The sequence below is a fragment of the Mesorhizobium sp. RSR565B genome, from assembly GCF_054719465.1.
Window position 1 is genome coordinate 216,531 of the sequence record NZ_JBTTIE010000001.1, and the last position, 18,327, is coordinate 234,857.

Genomic DNA, 18,327 nt, shown 5'->3' on the forward strand with positions numbered 1-18,327 from the left:
TTGCTTGGCCCCCTCTGACGATGCCACGCTATCACGGTGCTTACGTTACGTAAATCGTCGGCCGCCAAGAGGTCAGGGCCTATAGCGCCAGCCCCGCATCATCCATATCCTTGGAGAAGGCCGTGGTTAGCTGTAATTCCGGCACGGGGTATGCTTTTTCAAATGCTTGCTCTCGCAAAAGTTCGAGTGCCCGCAGGGCATCTTGCTTTTTTTGCTGGACGAAAGCGGCGCCGAGCTCCCTGCACAAGATCTCGACGTCGTCCTTGCCGTCGTGCGCATCCCGGACCATCCGTGCCAGGGTGCGATCGCGAAAATTGACGGCCTGTGCCGCACCCTCGAGCCTCGCCTGCTGTTCGGGTGAAATCACGCCGCGCCGGCAAGCAGCACGAAGGGTCCGGCGCAGGTCAATCAGCGCATGCGTCAATTGAGCGAAATTCACCTCGGCCGGTCCATGCAATACCGCTACTGCGTCGTCGGGTGCAAAGGCGCAGCGGCGATACCATCGGTAGATAAGCCCGACGCCTTGCATATGGGGGAACAGCTCGGCTGCTCGAAGGGCACCCATGCTGGCCGCGCCGACGACATGAATGCCGCGGCTGAGGGCCCACAGGATTTCCTTGTGCCGAACCGCCGGCTCGGTCTGAAAACCGCCATCTATGAGAAGGATCGCACTCGGGTCGAAATGCTGCACGGCCGAAACGATCGAGCCTTGCACGGCCGGGGGAAGGCATACCGCATCGACGACCTTCAACGCGTCGGAATGGGACACGGTAGGGCCAGTGAAGACGAGTTTCGGGCGCATAATCCCTACCCCTGCAAGAGCGGCTGCAAGGCAGGGATGACAATCCTGACAACCGACAGGGCGTCGAACGGTTTCGTTCCCACCCGGATTAGGTGAACCGCATCGAACCCTCTCTCTTCGAGAATTGCCAAGAGGACCGACAGCCCGTCCGACGCCGTGTTGAACTTCTGCTCGGCGAACGCGCCGAAATCCACGCTGCGCGGGCCGTCGCGGAGGAGCCGGCGATGCGCTGCAATCACCTGCCGATCGGGGTATTTCGGATAGGACGCGCGCGTCAGGTCATCGCGCGCGCCCGAGATCGCCGCCAGACGGGCCTGGGCCGCTTCGTAGATGGCGTGCGCCGCCGCGCCGGCAGGACTGAAACCGGCGGCCGAGCCATCAGCCGGGTGATCCAAAAGGACCGTTTCCGTCGGTTCGTCTTCCAGCAGATGGCACCACACCACCGGTATGCCCAACGGCGACAAAGCCTGCCAAAGGCCGACCAGCACGTTCTTGGCCGCCAAAGTTTCCAGGAGATCGCGGAGCGACGGATCATCGATCGTCTCGGGATCGATGCGTTGACGGTGGAAAAACCCGTGGGTCCGGTATGCCGTGGCGATCGCGTCGCGTTCGATGCATTCAAGCATGCCATGAACGATGGCATCCGGCTCCTCGAAGCCTGCTGCCAAACCGCTCGTCGATGCCGCGAAAATGCCGTCATGGGGCAGCGACGGCAACACATAGGCGGTGTGCACGAGCTCGAACGGGACCAGGTCGCGGCTGCCGGTAAGAAGATTGTCTGCGGCTACCCACGCGGTCTCCCTGCCGCGCCATCCCGGCGCGGTGCCCCCTTGGAGATACCTTTCGAAACGATCTGGCGGGATGCCCAATTGATCGGCGCAGCCGACGACTGGTTCGAAATTCGCCACCTGCTCTGCAAAGAAGCTCTCGGCCGATTCCAGCATGGCCGATATCCCGGCTTGCACCAGGGTGGCGCCCTTGCCTTGCGCGACCGCGTTGGAGAGCGAGAAAGGTCTTGTCACCTGCACGACCGGGATACCAAGCTGGTCGAGCCCGGTGATGTCGGCGATCCGCGTGATGCCCAGGCCTTCGCGCATCTTCATCAGCCTCGCCAGCGCCTCGTCGGGCGGCGGACCAAGGCGTTGATATCGCTCCAGCATCGCGGATGCTCTTGCAGGGCCCGCTAGTGCCGAACGGCCGATTCGGGATTGACGATCAGCGCGGCGCCCGGCTCGAGAGCGGATTTCGCACGTTCGACCCGATCGCGATAGCGCGACGACAGTTCAGGCGACAGGCCTGATGATTGAAGGGTCTCGTATGTACTGACGAGGAAAGGCACGGCACTTTGCTCCGCGGCTATGGCGATGCTCTTTTCGAGGGCAGCGATTACGTCCGCCTCCGCATCGCCCTGGAGAAGAAGTAGCTCCGCCCTTCGCCTGTAGAGCTCTGCCAGCCAGAAGCGGCTGCCGCCGGCCTCGGCCTGCGCCACAGCCGAGCCCAGCAACGCGAGCGCCTCATCGACCTCGGCAGTTCGTGTCAAAAGCTCTGCCAGCATGCCGCAATAGACCGGTTCGTCCTCAGGCGTCTGGAACTCGCCATGGAGGCCAAGGCCTTGCCGCATTTTCTCCCTGCCGCTCTCGACCTGGCCGGCGTTGCCGTCGCACCAGCCTTCGAAGATTTGCGCTGCGGCGGCGAGAGCGGGCATATAATGGCGCTCCGTCAAGTGGCGCAGATCCGCTATCACGCTTCGTAACCTCGAAAAATCTCGGCGATAGCAATGCAGCATCGCCTCGTTGAGATAGGCATGTGCGATGCTGCCGGCATGTCCGGTTTGCTGCGCCCAGCTCCTAGCTTCGGACATCGAATGGATCGCGCTTGCCGGCTTTCCGACAAACCAAAGCGACAAGGCGCGGTGGGCGAGCCCGCAGACCCTCGCGTCATGCCCGCCGAACAACGCAGCATTGGCTTTGCCCTGGCCGTGCTCATAGAGCGAAAGTCCTGCGTCGACTGCCGCGATGCAGCGGTCGTGGCGGCCAAGATTGAAGTCGATTGCCCACACGCAATGCCTGGCCTGGAGTTGCACTTCGGCATCCTCGACATCCCTGAGATCGCTGAGCACCACTTCCGCGCGCTCGCCGTCCATGACGGTATCCGTGAACCACCAGCCCCAGTAGATCGGGAACCACTTGGCCCGCTCGGCCACCGGCCGCCGCCGGGCTATCACCACGCCGTCCTCGTACAATTTGCGGGCGGGCCCCGAGTTCGGACCTTCGACAGCGGTCAGGATGGGACCGAGCACGATCATGGCCGATAGCCGCAGCGCGTCTCGCCTGTCGGCTGCCGCAACGTGCTCGCAGAGCGCCAATGCATGCTCGAGTATCTGCCTCGCTTCCGCCATTGCCGAGCGCGACGAGCTTTCCGTGCCTGCGATCACGAACTGAGCGATCGCGTCCTCCATAAGGCCTGCGCGCTCGGCGTGCTCGGCGACCTCGGCGGTGCTCAGCCACCCGGCCAGGTTTCGGTTGCGGCTCACCGCGGCAAACAGGTGGCGATGCAAGGCCTGCCGTTTCTTGCGCAGCGTTGCGTTGTAGATCGTCTCCTGGATAAGCGCATGGCGCACGCCATAGACCGGAACGCCAAAAGGCCGCACGCGGATCAGGAACCCGGCCTCGCTCAGTGAATCCAGCGCGTTTGCGATGATTTCGTCGTCGAGCTCCGGCAACAACGCGCGCAACAATTCCTGATTGAAACGATTGCCCGCGACGGCCGCGGCGCGCGCGACTTCGCGTGCCGGCCCTAGCGTTTCGAGCCTGGCCTCGATCACGCTTTCAAACACCGAGGCATGACTACGCGTCGCGGTCTGCGCCAGCCGATCCGTTGCCGAGGCCGCGTTCTCGGCCATCCACTGGCAGATTTCTTCGATGAACAGCGGGACGCCTCCGGTCACGCGTTCCACCACGTCGAGCAATTCCGGGGAAGTTGAAGGCTTGCCTTGCGGCCACATGGCCGCGATCGCCAGCCGCGTTTGCTCGCGGTTGAGCGGCTTTAGCGAGATATGCCTTGGATTCGATGCTGCCAGCCAGCTCCCGGATTCAGGGCGCGTGGTCACGATGACAAGCGCCCGGAAGTGACGGGCCGACTGTGCAAGCTCAGCCAACAATTGTCTAGACGTCAGGTCGATCCAATGGATGTCCTCGACCACCAGGACGATCGGTCCGCTGGCGCACAGGGCTTCGAGCGAGTGGCGAACCGCCCAATTGGCTTTCGCGCGCATCGCCTCGGCGTCGATTTCCTTAAGCATCGGATCGGCTCCCGCAGCGCCGAGCAGGAACGAGAAGACGTCTATAATTTCAGGATCGCGGACGTCATGATCGCGGAATACTTCTGCCACAGCGGCAGCGCTCAGCTGTCCTTCGTTGCCGGCGAAATCGCCGCGTACGTTCTGTAGCAGCGGATGCAGCGCCGAGCGGAAGCCGCCGGGCGTGCACTGGAAGAGCAGCAGTTTCGCGCGCTGGTGACGCGTGCGCCGGCGCACTTCGTGAAGAATGCGCGACTTGCCGATCCCGGCCTCGCCCTCGATCACCACCACGCCGCCGTTTCCTGCAACGGCGCTGTCCCATGCTTCGGCGATCGTGGCAAGTTCGGCCTCGCGATCGACGAGCGGACTGCTCAGCCGCCCGAAGGCGAAGAAGCGGTCGACCTCGCGCTTGTGACTCAGCGCGCGCCAGACCAGCTCCGGCTCGGCAAAACCCTTGATCGTATGGCTGCCCCTAAAGCTGAACACATGCGACCGTCGCGCCAGGTTGCGTGTCGCCTCCGAGACTAACACCGTATCCGGCTGCGCGATGGCCTGGAGCCGCGTGGCCATCGCGAAGGCAGGGCCGGTGACATTGTCACGACCCGTCTCGGCGTCACCCTTCTGGATCAGGGTCATCGATGTCGCGATTCCGACCCGGACATGCAAATCGGCGCGGCCTTGGTTCGAACCGACGCGCCTGCAGGCGTCGATGATTTCGAGCCCGGCCCGGATCGCCAGCGATGCCGCATCCTTGGCGTCTATTTCGGCAGGAAACAAAGCAACGCCGCCATCGCCGACCTCGACCTCTACGGCACCCGAGCACGACGCGACCGCCTGTCTCGCCGCCCGCTGGAAGGCTGATATCAGTTCCTCGAACTCTTCAATGTCCAGGATGCCAAGAAGGTCAGTCGATCCGACCAGGTCGTAGCAGAGCGCGGTCAGGATCCGGCGCTCATGCCGGGCTTCCGACGCATTGTTACCGTTGCCGCCCAGAAAACCTGTTGCCACCGACGCCGCCGGCAACGCGACCGGACTCTTCTCCGACATGCTGGGATTTCCTCGCCGAGCACAGTGACGGCAATATTAGCAAAGTGCGATGCTGTTCACAAAACACTTGATCAGTAGGGAGGGCAGGAAAAAGCCGATGCTGGGATCATTATGGAGAGAAATGCTCACGGCGCAAACTCCCCATGGCGTTGACACCAACTGTGACCGCTTTTGGCGGGCGGCCGGGATGACTTCGATGACCGAGATGAGGCGCGAAGCGGCCGTTCCCATACGTTGCCGCAATGCAACAAGGCCCCTCGGGGCCTTGCGCATCACCTCAATAGACGCGCTCTGCCCGCCCCTCACTTCCCCATCAGCTGCTTGGCATTCTCGGCCGTGATCGCGGTGGTCTCCACCGTCACCGTCTTGTCCACCTCGGTCGCGCAATCGAGCAGGATCTTTTTCGACATCTCGATCGCTTCCTTGGCGCCCGTCGGGTAGGTGAAGGTTGCGACCCAGTCGCCCTTGGCCACCGCCTCGATGCCGCCAGCCGGGCCCGGCAGGCCGTCTGTGCCGATGATCTTGACGTCCTTGCCCGCCCCCTTGGCGGCGAGCAGCGCGCCGGCGGCCATCATGTCGTTGGAGGCGTAGAGCACCTTGATGTCGGGGTGCGCCTGCAGCATGGCGGCGAAGGCGACTTGCGCCTTGTCCGGCACCCAGTCGGCGGCCTGCTCGGCGACGATCTGGACCTTCGGGTTGCCTTTCACGCCTTCCTTGAAGCCGTTGAGGCGCTCCACCGCCGGCGTCGAGCTCGGCAGGCCTTGCAGCACCGCCGCCTCGCCGCCATCGGGCAGCAGCGTCTTGGCGGTGTACTTTCCGGCTTCCTCGGCGATCTTGAAATTGTCGCCGCCGATGAAGGCGGTGTAGTCCTTGCCGGGGTCGCCGACCGTCTTGCGGTCAAGCTCGATGACCGGGATGCCGGCATCCATGGCGCGCTTCACCGCCGGCGTCAGCGGTGCGGCCTCGAAGGGCGAGATCAAAAGGATATCGACCTTCTGGGTGATGAAATTGTCGACCTGCGAGGTCTGCGTGTTGACGTTGCCGGCGCCGTCGGCGATCTGCAGCGTGAAGCCGGGCACTTCCTTGGCCGCCGCCTCAAGCTCGTCATTGACGTGCTGGCGGTAGGGCTCGGCATTGTTGGCCTGCGAAAAGCCGATGACGAACTGGCCGTCCTTGGCGCAGGCTTTCACCAGCGGCTCGGCGGCGTAAGCGGAGCCTGCAATGCACAGGCCAGCGCCTGCCAGCAGGACGGCCTTGAGGGTCGATCCTCTTAGTGTCGTTTTCATAACTCACTCTCCTCCTCGTCTGGCCGGGGGGCCAGACCTTGGTTTGACGTTCACGTGTTGCCGTCTCCTCCTTGTTTGTTGGTGCATGTCGTCATCGCAAAACCTTTTGCGCGACATGCACTAACGACCCAACCCCTCGCGGCGGCGAACGAGGGATTGAAGCACTGCCGCCAGCACGATGATCGCGGCGGTCGCGAGCAGCTGCATGGCGGGCGTGATGTTGTTGAGCTGCAGGATGTTGGCGAGCGCGCCAAGCATGATGGTTCCGGCGACGGTGCCGACCATCGAGCCGGCGCCGCCGAACAGGCTGGTACCGCCGATGACCACGGCGGCGATGGCCGTCAGCTCATAGCCCATGCCGTCATTGGCGCTGCCGAAATTGAACTGGCCGGCATGGACGATGCCTGCGAGTGCAGCGGCAAAGCCGGTGATGGCATAGACCGATATCTTCACCATCGAGACCGGCACGCCGGATATGCGCGCGGCGCGCTCATTGCCGCCGACGGCAAAAACATAGCGGCCGAAGCGCGTGGTGTTGAGCACGATGGTGGCGATCGCGGCAAAGACGACGAACACAAGCGTTGCCACCGGCACGGTGTTGTTGAACAGCCGCTCGCCCAGCACGGCGAACACCGGCGGCGCCAAGCCCGGCCCTTCGCCGTAGGAAATGTTGATGTACTGGTTGCCGGAGACGACCAGCGCCAGCCCGCGCGCGGCCTGCAGGCCAGCCAGCGTGACGATGAACGGCTCCAGCCGGAAGCGCGTCGAGATGGTGCCCTGGATGGCGCCGAAGACGATGCCCAAAGCGAGCACGGCGAGGATGGTGGGGATCAGGCCGAAGCCGCCGGAGATCATCATCGATGCGGTGACGACGCTGGACAGGCCAAGCACCGCGCCGACGGAGAGGTCGATGCCGGCGGTGATGATGACGAAGGTCATGCCGATGGCGATGATGCCGGTCTCCGACACCGCGCGCACGATGTTGGCGATGTTGTCGGGGTTGAGGAACAGGATCTCGCCGTGGCGGCGCGGCGAGAAGATGATGCCGCCGATCGCCACCAGCACCAGGCCGATCAGGCTCTGGAAGCGCACGATCAGCGCCAGCGGGTCGCGATGCTTTTGCGCTGCTGCTGTGACTGGGCTTGCTGCCACGGAAATCTTCTCGTCAGACATCAGGCCTCCCTGCCGTTAGCCGCGGCAAGCACCGTGTGCTCGTCGACGCCGCCCAAAAATTCCGCCACATTGCGCCCCTGGCGCAGCACCACGATGCGGTCGCACAGACCGATCAGCTCCGGCATCTCGCTGGACGCCACCAGAATGCCCAGCCCTTGCGCGGCGAGTGCCCTGAGCCGCTGGTAGATCTCGCCCTTGGCGCCGACATCGACGCCGCGTGTCGGCTCGTCGAGAAGCAACAGGCGCGGGTTGCCGAGGATTTCCTTGGCCAGCACCACCTTCTGCTGGTTGCCGCCCGAGAGCGCGCCGACGGCGATATCGGGGTTCTTCGGCCGGATATCGAACTGACCGAAGGATTCCTTCACCGCCTCGGCCTGGCGGCGCGGCGAGACCAGCCAGTTCGGCGAGATTCGGGATATGACCGACATCACCAGATTGAGGCCGACGGCCATGCGCAGCATCAGGCCCGAGCCCCGGCGGTCGTCGGTGACGAAGGCGATGCCGGCGTGGCGGGCAGCACTGATCGAATCCAGTTTCACCGGCTTGCCGCCGACAGCGACCTCGCCCTCCCAGCGGCCGGACAGGCCGGTGCCGTAGAGCGCGGACAACAGTTCGGTGCGCCCTGCCCCCATAATGCCGGCCAGGCCGACGATCTCGCCTTCATGGACATCGAGCGAAACACCTTGCGGCGCCTGCCAGCCGGCGCTGTCGCGGGCGAGCTTGAAGCTGGCGTTCCTCAGGCTGAGCAGCGGCTTGCCCGCGGCCTTGGCGCGTTGCGGATAGAGTTCGTCCAGCGGACGTCCGACCAGCAGCCTGACCAGCTCGGCCTGCGGCGCGTGCGGCTCGGTGATGCCGGCGACACGGCCGTCGCGCATTACCGTCACCCGGTCGGCAATGCCGGGCACTTCCTCCAGCCGGTGCGAGATGTAGACGATGCCGACGCCGGTGGCGGCGAGCTTGCGCATGATATCGAACAGCCGCTCGACTTCGCCGACGGTGAGTGCGGCCGTCGGCTCGTCCATGATCAGCACGCGCGAGGCGTAAGACAGCGCCTTGACGATCGCCACCACCTGGCGCTGGCCGATCGACAGATCCGCCACCATGGCGGCCGGATCGATGGCGATCTCGATGGCTTCCAGCCGCTTCTTGGCCTCGCGGCGCATTGCCGGCACGTCGAGGAAGCCGCCCGGACGCATCAGTTCGCGGCCGAGGAACAGATTGGCGGCGACATCCAGCGACGGCACCAGGTCGAGCTCCTGGAAGATGGTGGCGATGCCGGCCGCTTGCGCCTCACGCGGGTTGTTGAAACGCACGGGTTTGCCGTTGATCTCGATCGTGCCTTCGTCCGGCGTGTAGACGCCCGACAACAGGTTCATCAGGGTCGACTTGCCGGCGCCGTTCTCGCCGAGCAGCGCGTGGATCTCGCCCGCCTTGAGGTCGAAGTCGACACCGCGCAGCGCCTGCACGCCGCCGAAGCGTTTGACGGCGCCGGTCATCACCAGCAGCGGCGCGGTCATGTTAGCCTCGTGTGGGTCGGCCTCCCGCAGGAGGCGCGCGCCCGCAGCGTCGCCTGCAGCCGCACCGAACGCGGCGCGGAACCGGTCGCCGCGATGCGGGCGCTGAGCAGGGCCGCGGCCTGCCTGCCTATCTCGGTGCAGGGCTGCGCGACCAGCGTCAGGCGCGGTTCGAAACAATCGGCCCATTCGAAATCGTCGAAGCCGGCCAGCGACAGATCGCCCGGAATGGTGAGGCCTTTTTCGCGGATGGCGCGGACGGCTCCGATCGTCGTCATGTTGTTGCCGGTGACCAGTGCGGTTGGTGGCGACGGCAGCGACAGGATGGCGTGGGTGGATGCGGTCGCCGCCGCCGTGTCGACATTCTCGGCCGAGAGATAGTGCGGCACGCTTTCAAGTCCATTGGCGGCGAGCGAAGCCTGGAACGCCTCGATGCGCTCGCGCGTCGTCGTCAGGCCCGGCTGTCCGGCGATATAGCCGATGCGCTTGTGGCCGAAGGAGGCGACATGGTCGATCAGCGCGCGCATCGACGTTTCGTTCTCGACGCCGATCTGATCGAAGCGCTGGTCGGCGAAACGGTCGATCAGAACGCATGGCATCTTCTTGTCGGCGAGGTAATCGATGGCGCGCTGCGGCGAGCCCGACGGGGCCAGGATGACGCCGTCGACGCGGCGCTGATGGAAAGCGCGCACCACCTGCAGTTCGCGGTCGGGATCCTCCTGGGTATCCGACAGAAACACCATCAGCCCAAGCCGTGCGCATTCGGCCTCGACCGCGCAGATGATGTCGGTGAAATAAGGGTTGGAGATCGCCGAGATCGCCAGGCCGACGCTGTTGGTGGTCGAGGCCTTCAGCGAGCGCGCCAGCTCGTTGGGCTGGTAGCCCATGGCGGCAATGGCGTCGTTGATCAGCCTCGCCTTTTCCAGCGAAACGAAGCGCGTGTTGTTGACGACATGCGAGACGGTCGACACCGACACGCCGGCGCGCCGCGCCACTTCAGCCATTGTCGGCAAGACATATCAGCGCCTGCAAGCGCTCCTCCCTTCTGCGTTCCCGTCCGCTCTGATGGCGGATTTCAAGGGAGCTTAGTGCGATCGAAACGTTTGCGCAATCGATTCGATGAAATTGTTAGCGGGGCTTATCTCCCCCCTCGAGGGGGAGATGTCGCCGAAGGCGACAGAGGGGGTCGGTTCGACTAGGCTCGGCCTCATGCGGCAGATGGAGGTTGGCGCTTCACGCGATGCGACCCCCTCTGGCCTGCCGGCCATCTCCCCCTCAAGGGGGGAGATTCGCAGTTTCACCGAACTCCGCCACCAGCCCCTCATATTCCTCAAAGGCCGGCAGCGCCTCGTAACTGTGCACCGCAGGCGTCGTTGCCCAGGGGAGTTTCTCGCTGGTCCATGTCTCGATTAACGGCGTGAACCAGCCGGGCTCGTCGAGCATGGTGGGGCGCAGATTGACGAACCAGTCGAGCTCTTCGGGCTGGGTGAACATCCAGCTCATGCAATGCGGGCAGAAGTAATGACGCGAGGCGCCGTGCAGCCCGCCGATCACCGGCTCGCCTTGCATGATTTCGAAGCCGTCCGAGGGAATGGCGGCGCTCAGTGAATAGGCGCTGGCCGACATGCGCTGGCAGCCGGTGCAATGGCAAGCCATGGTCAAAAGCGGTTTTGCGGAAATCTTGAGCCGCACACGTCCGCAGCGGCACCCGCCTTCGGCCGGCAATTTCAGGGTTGGCACGGTAGTCTCCCAGTATTCGAAGCGCCGGCGCTTCAGTCGCCGGTCAGCGCCTTCGTCGTCACCAGCGTGACGCCGGCATCGGTGAAGTCCGCATTGTACCGGGCGATGATCTCGGTCGCGGTTTCGCCTTCAGTGTCCAGCGTCGAGTGCGCATCGGAAACGACAGTGACGCCGAAGCCTTCGGCCAGGGCGCCCTTGACGGTGCCGGCGATGCAGAAATCGGTTTGCGCTCCGGCAAGCACGACTTCGCCGGCCCCTTGCCCGGCCACCCAGGCGCCAAGCTCGGCATTCGAGAAGGCGTTACGGACGGTCTTGGAGAATGTCGGCTCGTCCTTGGCCTGGCCGAGTTCCGGCCATACCGGCCAACCCGGCTCGCCCGGCGCCAGCGGATCGCCGGCCGGCCCGTCATGCCGCACGAACGCTATCCGGCGCCCCTCGCGCCGCGCCCAGCCGACCAGCGAGCGGGTACGCTCGGCTATGCCCGGCGCATCATGGATCGGCGGCTCGACGCGCCCGTCGAACATGTTGGTCTGGAGATCGATGACGATGAGGGGAGCGAGGTTTGACATGGCGCGAAGATAACGCGGGCGATGGGAGGGTCAAGACGGCGAAGCTGCTGATCTCCCCCTTGGGGAGATTACCTGTACCCTCACCCGATTCCACCCGCGACCACGTAAGCACCAGCCGTGCGTCCATCCTCCAGCCGCATGACGGCCGTAACGATCGACCCGTAAGCGCCTCGCCACACACTGTGCATTCTTTCGTGCTCGCCGGCCGGCACCAGGATGCGACCGTGAAAGCTTGTGCCGCTGCGCCGCAGAGCGACCGGTTCGCCATTGACGTGAACCTTGACGCCAGCGGTCTCCGCATCGAGTTCAACCGTCACGGCGATCTCGGCCTGGTCTCCTCGCCGCATCGTCTCGGCAACAAGCGTAAGCCTCGGCGCCGGCGCATCGCTGGCCCGCAATCCACCAGGCCGCCCCGCAAAGACATCGTCCGGCAATTCCGGCGTGCGCGGCGGGCTGGTGCGGCGTTGGGTGGCGCGCTCGTAGTCGCCGGCGAGCCGCAGCAACTCCGCATCATCATAGACCTTGCCCGCAAAGGTCAGCCCGACCGGCATGCCGATATCGGCCATCGTTCCCATCGGCACGGTGACGGTCGGGATGCCGAGATGACGCCAGACCAGATTGCCGTTGGCAACCCAGGTGCCGTTGCGCCAGGCGATTGCTGCAGAGGTCTCGTTGACGTCGGCATCGGCCGGCCCGACATCGGCGACCGCCGGCAGCACGACGGCGTCGAGCCGGTTCGCGTCCAGCCAGTCCTCGAAGTCGATGCGCCGCGTCGCCTCCAATCCCTTCAGACCTTCCGCCAGCGTTGGGATATCCAGCAATGGCATCACGCCCTGCTTGGCGCTCGTGACGTAGTCGGCCAGATCGAAACCGTCGTCGCCATAGCGGTCCGGCAGCGCGCCCGGCGGCTGCGGGAAAATCTTTGGGCCGTCGACCGCAGCCAGATCGGGGATCGCCGGATCGGCATTGGCGCGCAGGAAATCGTCCCAGCCCCAGAGGCAGAGATCCCAGATTTCGCGCTCGGCGAAGGCTTCCGGCACCAGCCCGCGTTCGACCATGGTTTTTGTGCCCGGACGGTCGCGCTCATAGTTCGAGACGACGGGGAAATCGACCTCGACCACCTCCGCGCCGAGCTTTTCCAGGTCACGCGCTGCCTGCCGCCAGAGGTCGAGCACCGGGGCGCGGGTCTCGATCGGGCGTTCAGCGCCGCTATCCCTGCCGATATACATTTTCGGCACGCCGAGGCGTTTGCCTTGTAATGAGCCCTCCAACGCGAGTGTAGTGTAGCTTGGCGGCCTGAGATCAGCGCTTTTCGCGATCGACACCCAAGGCTGCACACGCCAGAAATCGCCGCGCGTCTCGGTATCGTCGGCGACGATCACATCCAGCAACTCCAGCATGTCGGCAATGCCGCGCGTGTGCGGCACCACCACATCCATGGTCGGCACCAGCGGCCAGTTGCCCCTGACCGAAATGACGCCGCGCGACGGCGTGTAGGCGACAAGTGCATTGTTGGACGCCGGCGCGCGGCCGGAAGACCATGTCTCCTCGCCCAGCCCGAAAGCGGCAAAGCTGGCGGCGGTCGCGGTGCCGGAACCGTTGGACGAGCCGGAAGCGAAGGCGGCGGTCAGGTAATCTGCATTGTAGGGGCTTTCGGCCCGGCCATAGACGCCGCGCTGCATGCCGCCATTCGCCATTGGCGGCATGTTGGTCAGCCCGATCAGCACAGCACCACCGGCCCTCAGCCTGGCAATGGTGAAAGCGTCCTCATTGGCGACGAGATGCTCGAAGGCGGGCGAGCCAGCAGCCACCGTCAGGCCCTTCACCTTATAGCTGTCCTTGGCGGTGTAGGGGATGCCGTCGAGCGGCCCGAGGGTGGCGCCATTGCGCCGCCGCAGGTCGGACGCCGCCGCCTCCTCGAACATTGCCGGGTTAAGCACCGGCACGGCATTGAGCGCGATGCCATGGCGGTCGTAATGCGCGATGCGCCTGAAATACGCGCCGGCCAGCTCGACGCTGGTGACGGTACCGTCTTCCAACGCGCGCCGCAGATCGGCAATCGAGGCTTCGACGATGTGGAGGGGCATGGGATTCTCGAGATGCAGCGGCAAATGAGTCTTCGCATCGTGCGATACGAGTGTCACGCCTCAAACGGAAGGCGTGACGGCGACGCTGCTGGTCTCCCCCCAATTTAGGAGATGGGCCGGTAGGCATAAGTGGCCTCCGAAATTGACTGATGAAAGACAGTTTTGGTGTCCGCTGCTGCATGTCCGTTATATGACACGATCTCGGCGATTTCAGCGGAGTTGCCTGACCTCAGCTCACAGCGTCTTGCTGTCGAACTGGCCTTTTTCCTTCATCATTTCGAGGAAGATCCTGGCCTCGGCGTTTCCGTGGCTTGCCGATGTGGAAAACCACTTGGCAGCTTCCGGATAGTTCGGCTTGCCGTCGATGCCGGTGTAATAAAGCTTGCCAAGGTTGAGTTCTGCTTCGACATTTCCCACCTTGGCTGCCTCCAGCAACCAGAATTCGGCGGATTTGTCATCCTTGGCTATCCCTCTGCCGCGGGCATAGGCAACAGCCAGGTACAGTTCAGACGAAACGTCCCCCTGCTTTGCGGCCTTGAGCCACCACGAAACGGCATCGGCGTCGCTCTGGATCAGTCCGGCGCCCGTCCAATATGCAAGGCCGAGGTTCGCCTGCGCATAAGCGTCTCCCTGGCTCGCCGCCTTCAGCCACCAGGACGATGCTTCGGCATCACTTTTGGCAGTGCCCTTGCCCGTAGCATAGGCATAGGCCAGCGCAGACTGCGCCGGGACATTGTCCTGTTCCGCCGCCTTGACCAACCAGGCGAACGACTGGGCGTCGTCCTTGCCGATGCCTTTTCCCAATTCATACGCGTTTGCTAAGGAGTATTGCGCTTCCGGCACACCGGCGACCGCGGCCTTCATCCACCATTCGAAGGCCAGGCGGTCATCCTGACCGACGCCGTGGCCAAGCGAATACAGCGTGCCCAACAGAGACTGGGCATTCGGCTCACCCTTGTCGACCGCCTTTCGCACCCACGTCACGGCGAGCTGATCGTCCTTCTCAACGCCTTCACCGAGATAATAGGACCGACCGATGCAGTAGGCAGCTTCGGTACTGCCGCCATCGGCTGCCTTGCGCCACCAGGAGAGAGCTTGCTCATAGCTTTGCGGAACACCTTGGCCCTGCGCGTACAGGGTGCCGATGGCATAGTAACCATTCGCGTTGCTCTTGTCGGCCGACTGTGTGGCAAATTTTAACGCCAGTTGGTCGTTTCTTTCGACACCTCGGCCATGGGAATAGGCCTGGGCGAGCAAGGATGCCGCATCTGCATTTCCTTGCTCGGCTGCTTTGCCCCACCAGTAGGTCGCCTGCCTGTCATTTTGGGCAATACCCTGGCCACGCCAGTACATTAATCCCAGATTGTACTGTGCGTCAGCATTTCCCATGTCGGCCAGCACGGAGATCTGATGGAATTGCTCGCGATAATCCTTTGCCAGGACAGCCGCTTGAATCTTCTTAATGGCTGACCACTGCACATAGTAATTTCGGCCAGGACCGAGCAGCACAAAAGCCGCCAGCAACACCAGAACGACGGTAAGGACCCCTCGGCGACGCGACGTGGGCGGGCTGTAGACAGGTGTATCCACTTTGGGCGCCCAGTCGTTGTTGCTCACCGTCCCCAATCCATTTGCAGCCACCAGTAATCCATAGCGCAAGCCAGGCTGTTCTGGAATATCCAAAGCATTTGATGTCGCTACTGCGGTGCGCCGGCGAACAGGATTTCGCCATCGCCGCCAGCCGCCGGCCAATCCCTGATGGTGCGATCGTCGCCGCCGGTGAGCAGCGTGCCGTCGGTGGCGAAGGCAACGGCGTAGATCGGGCCGGTGCGGCTGTCGAACATGGCGATCTGGTTTCCAGTGCCGAGATCCCACAGCCGCGCAGTGCCGTCGAGCGAGCCGGAGGCCAAGCGCTTGCCGTCGGCCGACAGCGCCAGCGTATAGACGGTGCCTTCGTGACCCTCGAAGCGGCGCAATTCCCTAAACGTGTCGAGGTCCCAGAGCTTGATCGTGTAGTCGCCGCTGCCGGTGACGACATGATGGCCGTCGGCGGTGAAGACGGCGCCGTAAGTGCCCTGCTCGTGGCCGTGCCAGCTTCGCAATTGCTTGCCGCTTTCGACGTCCCAGAATTTCAGCGTGCCGTCGATGGAGCCGCTCAGCGCGCGCGTGCCGTCGGGCGAGATTGCGACCGTGCTGATCGGCCAGTCATGTCCGGTCATCACATGCAGCACCGATTTGTTGACGAGATCCCAGACGATGACGTTGCCGGTGTCGTGGCCACTGACGGCGCGCTTGCCGTCCGGGCTGATCGCCAGCTTACGCACGCCGCCATTCGCGCCCGACGAGAAGACATGCAGCACCGCGCCGTCGGCAAGCTTTCGCAGCACGATCTCGCCATCGTCGCCGGCGGTCAGCGCGGTTGCGCCGTCGGGCATGAACAGCGCCGTGCGCGCCATGTCCTTGTGTTCGCCAAGGTTGCGGATCAGCCGCTTGCCGGCGATGTCCCAGAGCTTGATCATGTGGTCGGTGCTGGCGCTCATGACGTCGCGGCCATCGGCCGAGACGGCGAGCCAGACGACGGCGTCGCGGTGGCCGTCGGGCTGGGTCGGCAGCGCCGGCGGAGGCGGCGGCAACGGCGCGACGGTTTGCGGTGGCGGTGTCGCCGGAGCGAGTGCGACTTGTGGCGGCCGAGGGGGAGCAGCCGGAGGCGTAGGCTGCGCCGGTTCCGGCGGTTTGGCAGCCTGCTCAGGCGGGGTTGGCTCGGGAGGCGTGGCGAGCGGCGGCGAACTCGGTGGAACCGCCGGCGTCGCCAGGTCCGGTGGGACGCCGGCGATATCCTGGCCCTTCGGCTCGGCTTTGGGCTCCCTCGGGGCGACGACCTCAGCGCCCGGGCCGGCGTCACGCGCCCAAGGGAAGTGGTCGGCCAGCAGCGCCAACACGGCGAGCACCGGCAACATGAGGAAGGCGCGCCGCCAGCCCGGGCGACCCTTGGATTCCATCTCGGCGTCGCGGCCAAAAAGCGGCGTTCCAGCAGGCTGGCTTCGCCGACCCGGCAGCAGTCCGGCCCAGAACAACAGGGCGCCAAGCAGGCAAAGCCCGCCGACGGTCAGGAACACCACCGGTCGCAGCGTGGCTGGGCCGTGCAGCATGTGGTCGATCCCGCTCCAGCTGAAATCTCTGTCGCCGAGCAGCAGATACGCCCGCACCAGACAAGCCAAAGCGGCCGCCAGCAGCGGAAGCGCAAACAGCCTTTCGGCCAACCTGTCCATCGGACTCCCCCTCCGGTGCCGCACCTTGCTCATCATGCGGCCGCCGCAGCGAAACAAATAGCGCAAAACTGCGCCCACGAAAGTGGGCGCGATCACGCAGCCAAATTCACTTCAATTCGACCCATACCGGCGCGTGGTCGCTGGCGCCGTCCTCACCTCTGACATCGCGGTCGATGCCGGCAGCGGTGAGGCGGCGCGCCAGTTTCTTCGACAGCAAGATGTGGTCGAGCCGCAGCCCGGCATCGCGCGGCCAGCGGTTGCGGCGGTAGTCCCAGAATGTGTAGAGCGTTTCCTTCGGATGCTTCTTGCGCAGCGCATCGGTCCAGCCCTGCTCGAGCAGACGCTGGAACGACGCCCGGCTTTCCGGCTGCACCAACGCGTTGTCGTCATAGGAGCGGGTGGCGTAGATGTCGCGCGGCTCGGGCACGATGTTGTAGTCGCCGACCAGCGCCACCGGCAGGCCGGTGTCGAAGAGTTCTGCGGCATGCGCCTCCAGCCTTTCATGCCAGGCCAGCTTGTACTGGAATTTCGGCCCCGGCTGCGGGTTGCCGTTGGGCGCGTAGAGACAGGCGATGACGACGCCCGACACCGCCGCCTCGATGTAGCGGCTCTGCTTGTCGGCGGTATCGCCGGGCAGTTCGTCACGGGTCAGCACCGGCTCGGCTCCTCGCGCCAGTATGGCAACGCCGTTCCAGGTCGGTTCGGCCTTCCACACCGCGCCATAGCCGGCCGCCGCAAGCGCCGTGCGCGGAAACTGCGTGTCGCGCGCCTTCAGCTCCTGCAGGCAGACGACATCGGGCTTGGCTGCCGCCAGCCACGCCAGCAGGTTTTGCAGCCGGCTGTTGACGTTGTTGATATTGAAGGTGGCGATTTTCATTTGGCGATCAGGAAACGATCCGCCCTGTCCACGCCTTCACCGTCCCGGCCAGCGTCTTCAGATGATCGGCGGTCGAAAACCCCGACACGCTCTTGCGCGGCTTCAGGTCGTGGTCGCCATCCTCCAGCCAGATCACCTCGATGGCTTTGGAAAGGCCGTAGGTCGCGACCTCTTCTTTCGTGCCGAACTCGTCGCGGGTGCCCTGGAAGATCAGCGTCGGCGTCTTGAGGTCGGCGAGATGTTTTGTCCTGAGTTGCTCGGGCTTGGCCGGCGGATGAAAGGGATAGCCGAGGCAGACGAGGCCCGAAATCTCGCCCTTGGCGAACATCTCGTCGGCGACCATCGAGGCGACGCGCCCGCCCATCGACTTGCCGCCGATGATGAGCGGACCAGCGACGCCCCTCGCCCTCAGATCGGCGATGGCCTTGATGTATTCCGGGTTGACCGTTTCGGCGCGCGGTGGCGGCTTGCGCTGGCCATAGCGGCGGGCCGCCATATAGTGAAATTCGAAGCGCGCGACCTGGAAGCCGGCGGTGGCCAGCGCCTTGGCGGTGGCGGTCATCGAAGGCGAATCCATCGACGCGCCGGCGCCGTGGGCTAGCAAGATGGTGACCGCGGCGGTTTCGTTACCGTCGAAGAGGAAGGCGGTCATGGGGTGCGCTGCC

Annotated in this window: 14 protein-coding genes; all 14 read right to left on the bottom strand. The window is 64.5% G+C overall.

What is annotated here, in order from left to right; all coding sequences use genetic code 11:
- Positions 1–79: 79 nt before the first annotated feature.
- Positions 80–802 carry a TfuA-like protein gene (locus tag ACYG9R_RS01115; protein ID WP_032886634.1) on the bottom strand — a complete coding sequence of 241 codons (723 nt, stop codon included), beginning with the start codon at positions 800–802 and terminating at the stop codon, positions 80–82.
- Positions 803–807: 5 nt separating this feature from the next.
- Complete coding sequence (locus ACYG9R_RS01120; RefSeq protein WP_050590539.1) at positions 808–1,962, bottom strand: YcaO-like family protein; 1,155 nt, start codon at positions 1,960–1,962, stop codon at positions 808–810.
- 23 nt (positions 1,963–1,985) lie between these two features.
- Positions 1,986–5,147 (bottom strand): AAA family ATPase, encoded by a 3,162-nt coding sequence (locus tag ACYG9R_RS01125; RefSeq protein ID WP_023824468.1) that lies wholly within the window; start codon positions 5,145–5,147, stop codon positions 1,986–1,988.
- A 302-nt stretch (positions 5,148–5,449) separates the two neighbouring features.
- Complete coding sequence (locus tag ACYG9R_RS01130) at positions 5,450–6,433, bottom strand: substrate-binding domain-containing protein (protein ID WP_023689831.1); 984 nt, start codon at positions 6,431–6,433, stop codon at positions 5,450–5,452.
- 120 nt (positions 6,434–6,553) lie between these two features.
- Complete coding sequence (locus ACYG9R_RS01135) at positions 6,554–7,606, bottom strand: ABC transporter permease (protein WP_031199588.1); 1,053 nt, start codon at positions 7,604–7,606, stop codon at positions 6,554–6,556.
- Positions 7,606–9,123, bottom strand: coding sequence for a sugar ABC transporter ATP-binding protein (locus ACYG9R_RS01140; RefSeq protein WP_023824467.1), 1,518 nt, complete (start codon positions 9,121–9,123; stop codon positions 7,606–7,608). Before ACYG9R_RS01140 ends, ACYG9R_RS01135 begins: the two co-directional genes overlap by 1 nt.
- Positions 9,120–10,133 carry a LacI family DNA-binding transcriptional regulator gene (locus ACYG9R_RS01145; protein ID WP_023821226.1) on the bottom strand — a complete coding sequence of 338 codons (1,014 nt, stop codon included), beginning with the start codon at positions 10,131–10,133 and terminating at the stop codon, positions 9,120–9,122. Before ACYG9R_RS01145 ends, ACYG9R_RS01140 begins: the two co-directional genes overlap by 4 nt.
- Before the next feature lie 262 nt (positions 10,134–10,395).
- Positions 10,396–10,860: a GFA family protein gene (locus ACYG9R_RS01150; RefSeq protein ID WP_023824466.1), complete on the bottom strand. Its 465-nt coding sequence runs from the start codon at positions 10,858–10,860 to the stop codon at positions 10,396–10,398.
- Positions 10,861–10,892: 32 nt separating this feature from the next.
- A complete protein-coding gene (locus ACYG9R_RS01155) occupies positions 10,893–11,429 on the bottom strand; it encodes an isochorismatase family protein (RefSeq protein WP_031198053.1) in 537 nt (178 codons plus the stop codon).
- An 80-nt stretch (positions 11,430–11,509) separates the two neighbouring features.
- Positions 11,510–13,516 (bottom strand): amidase, encoded by a 2,007-nt coding sequence (locus ACYG9R_RS01160; protein ID WP_031198054.1) that lies wholly within the window; start codon positions 13,514–13,516, stop codon positions 11,510–11,512.
- A 234-nt stretch (positions 13,517–13,750) separates the two neighbouring features.
- Positions 13,751–15,133: an SEL1-like repeat protein gene (locus ACYG9R_RS01165; protein ID WP_155921579.1), complete on the bottom strand. Its 1,383-nt coding sequence runs from the start codon at positions 15,131–15,133 to the stop codon at positions 13,751–13,753.
- Positions 15,134–15,213: 80 nt separating this feature from the next.
- Positions 15,214–16,785, bottom strand: coding sequence for a WD40 repeat domain-containing protein (locus ACYG9R_RS01170; RefSeq protein WP_023824465.1), 1,572 nt, complete (start codon positions 16,783–16,785; stop codon positions 15,214–15,216).
- Between the two features lie 106 nt (positions 16,786–16,891).
- Positions 16,892–17,662 carry an exodeoxyribonuclease III gene (locus ACYG9R_RS01175; protein WP_023821231.1) on the bottom strand — a complete coding sequence of 257 codons (771 nt, stop codon included), beginning with the start codon at positions 17,660–17,662 and terminating at the stop codon, positions 16,892–16,894.
- 7 nt (positions 17,663–17,669) lie between these two features.
- On the bottom strand, positions 17,670–18,314 hold the full coding sequence (locus ACYG9R_RS01180) for an alpha/beta hydrolase family protein (protein ID WP_023730397.1): 645 nt from the start codon (positions 18,312–18,314) through the stop codon (positions 17,670–17,672).
- Positions 18,315–18,327: the final 13 nt, after the last annotated feature.